Here is a 2,689-nt window from a genome sequence, read left to right as displayed (position 1 = left end):
TAATGTGTTCGTCGTTACAAGAACATAGCTATGTCCGGACGGATGTAAATCGTACTTCAAATCAAGAATAAGACCCTCCGGGATTCCATTTTTAAAGGATTCAACCTCCACAATTGGCTCGGGCTGTTCATCCTCAACCACCTCGGGCTTCGGAATAACCTCTTTATTCAATACCTGCTCGAATTCCTCCTGAGAAACCATTACCTGCTGCTCTGTTATGGCCTTTTGTATTGCAATTTCAGTGATGTCTATGCTTTCTTCAATTTCTCCTATTGTTTTTTCTTCTATGGTGTTTGCTTCCAATTCACCGCTATCACAATCGTTTTCCTCAATTGGAAAACGCTCATCGCTACCATCCACCGCTCCTTGTCCACATCCTGAAAACAAGGCTGCTATCAATACAAATATCAATATGAGCCATGTAAATTTAAATTTCTGTTTAATCTTCATAAATCCTACTTTCCGAAATAGCCGACAACATGATAGTCATTAGGCAATTTATATTCTTTAGGTTCCTCATCAAAAATCCATTGCCCTGTCATCCCTTTTTCAGCCATTGCCAATTCAAGATAAAGCATGGCTATTCCGGCTTCTGTTTTTTCAACCTTTTTACTTATCCCTTCGCCACCGCTCTGCATAAGAAGTACGACCCGGGTGCCATCGAGTATGAATCTCCAAGGCTGCCTGTTTCCCCAAGACGGTGCAAGCCGCATGTAATAGAAAACCTCGTCTATTCCTTGCTGCTTTAAATCGTCCATATCTACTTTTACTCCCCATTCTCCCATAAATACAATCTCATCCACCGCAAGTCTCGAGCTTACCGGTTCCTTGGAATACTCCGGATTGATTTTCGGATATCCAAGCTCCGTTAATGGAGAAAGGCTTCCTTTAAGCCTAGTGTCATAAATATTTAGAACCTTTCTCTCCTTCTTTGAATATCCTATGGCCACGAGAACCATTAGGTCCATTTTGCTGTCGATTCCAAGAATCTCCTTTATCTTAGACGTATCCTCAGGCACCTCAATCGTGCATGTTCCAAGTTCCATATCTGTGGCAAGAAGATTAAACTGTTCAACCATGTATCCAGCATTCATGAAAGCCCCTTCTCTATGATCCGACATTACTGCAAAATAATGAGGAGCTTCGATTAGCTTTCCGAAATATCCTACTTGTCCATCCAGCACATCATGAATTTTTTTCCCTTCCTTCAAGAAGACAAAGTTCATGTTTATGCCTTCAATCAAGCCCGGTTTCGCTTTGATTGTTTGAATCAAGTCATTTATTACGCTCTGTTCAACCACTCTTGTTTTGTATTCTCTTACTGATCTTCTTTTTTCAAATAGTCTATGCATGTTTAAGCCTCCTTTTGTTCTTATTTAATTATACTCTTAAACAACCTTTTATAAACTCAAAATGCAAATTTTGCCTCAACGAGCTTGCCAACAATCGTTTTTTGAAACATAATGGATATATCAAACAATATAAAATGAATGGAGTGATGAATTTGAATATCAGCTTTCTAGGAGCCTCAGGAACAGTAACAGGATCCAATTATCTTATCTCAACAGAAAAATATAAATTCATATTGGATTGCGGTCAGTTCCAAGGTGGCAAAAAAACCGAAGCTCTAAACTTTATCGATTTCGCATACAACCCTGCAGATATTGATTTTATGATTCTTAGCCATGCACATATCGATCACAGCGGCAGAATCCCCAAGCTTGTAAAAGAAGGCTTCAAGGGCCGCATATACTGCACACGCGGAACCTCGGACCTTGCAGACATACTTCTTAAGGACAGCGGACACATTCATGAAAAAGAAACCGAATGGGAAAACCGAAAAAGAACCAGAGCAGGTCTGCCTAAGCTTGAGCCACTCTACACAGTAGCCGACGCTGAAGTTGCTGTAAAATACCTTTACCCTGTACTGTATGACCAAACAATACTAATTAACGACGAGGTGACGGTAAGATTCAAGGATGCCGGCCATATTCTCGGCTCCGCAATTGTGGAAGTTTGGGTCAAGGAAAATGGCCATGAGAAAAAACTTGTATTCTCCGGAGACCTTGGAATGATTAACAAGCCTCTTCTGAGAGATCCCGAGTTCATCGATGAAGCGGATTATCTCCTAATAGAATCCACATACGGAAACAGGTTGCATAATCACCCAGAGCAACGCATAGACAAGCTGATTAAAATAATTCTTGACACTACCGACCGAGGAGGTACAGTAGTGATCCCTTCATTCGCGGTTGGAAGAACCCAGGAAATAATTTACGAGCTTAACAAATATTACGACAACAAGGAAGAAGGAAAAAGATTCAACCGCATACCGGTTTACATCGACAGCCCACTGGCCACCCGAGCCACTGAAATTTTTAGAAAAAATGCCGAGGTATTCGATAAGGAAACCCGAGATTTCATAATGAGCGGAGACAATCCCCTCGATTTCAAGAATCTTCACTTCACTAAAACTGTCGAGGAATCAATAGCTCTGAATAAAAACACTGATCCGAAAATAATTATTTCGGCAAGCGGAATGGCAACTGCCGGCCGTATAAAGCATCATCTGAAACACCATCTCTGGCGCTCACAGTCCAGCGTTATTTTCGTAGGATACCAAGCGGAAGGAACATTGGGCCGAAGAATCAAGAATGGAGAAAAAAATGTCAAGGTATTCGGAGAATCT

The 2,689-nt window shown here is 41.1% G+C and carries 3 protein-coding genes; 1 reads left to right on the top strand and 2 read right to left on the bottom strand.

The genetic code is table 11. The annotated features are described in order from the left end of the window. Positions 1 to 450, bottom strand: a 450-nt coding sequence (locus JJE29_09435) for a hypothetical protein (protein MBK5252837.1), incomplete at its 3' end; no start/stop codon positions are given. Positions 451 to 455: 5 nt separating this feature from the next. Next, complete coding sequence (locus tag JJE29_09430) at positions 456 to 1,352, bottom strand: nitroreductase family protein (GenBank protein MBK5252836.1); 897 nt, start codon at positions 1,350 to 1,352, stop codon at positions 456 to 458. A 152-nt stretch (positions 1,353 to 1,504) separates the two neighbouring features. Between JJE29_09430 and JJE29_09425 the strand changes: the two genes are divergently transcribed. Further along, positions 1,505 to 2,689: MBL fold metallo-hydrolase (locus JJE29_09425; GenBank protein MBK5252835.1), on the top strand; the 1,185-nt coding region annotated here is incomplete at its 3' end.

The organism is Peptostreptococcaceae bacterium, from assembly GCA_016649995.1.
Taxonomy (GTDB): Bacteria; Bacillota; Clostridia; order Peptostreptococcales; family BM714; genus BM714.
Note: the sequence above shows the minus strand (reverse complement) of the source record. Positions and strands in the feature narration are given on the sequence as shown.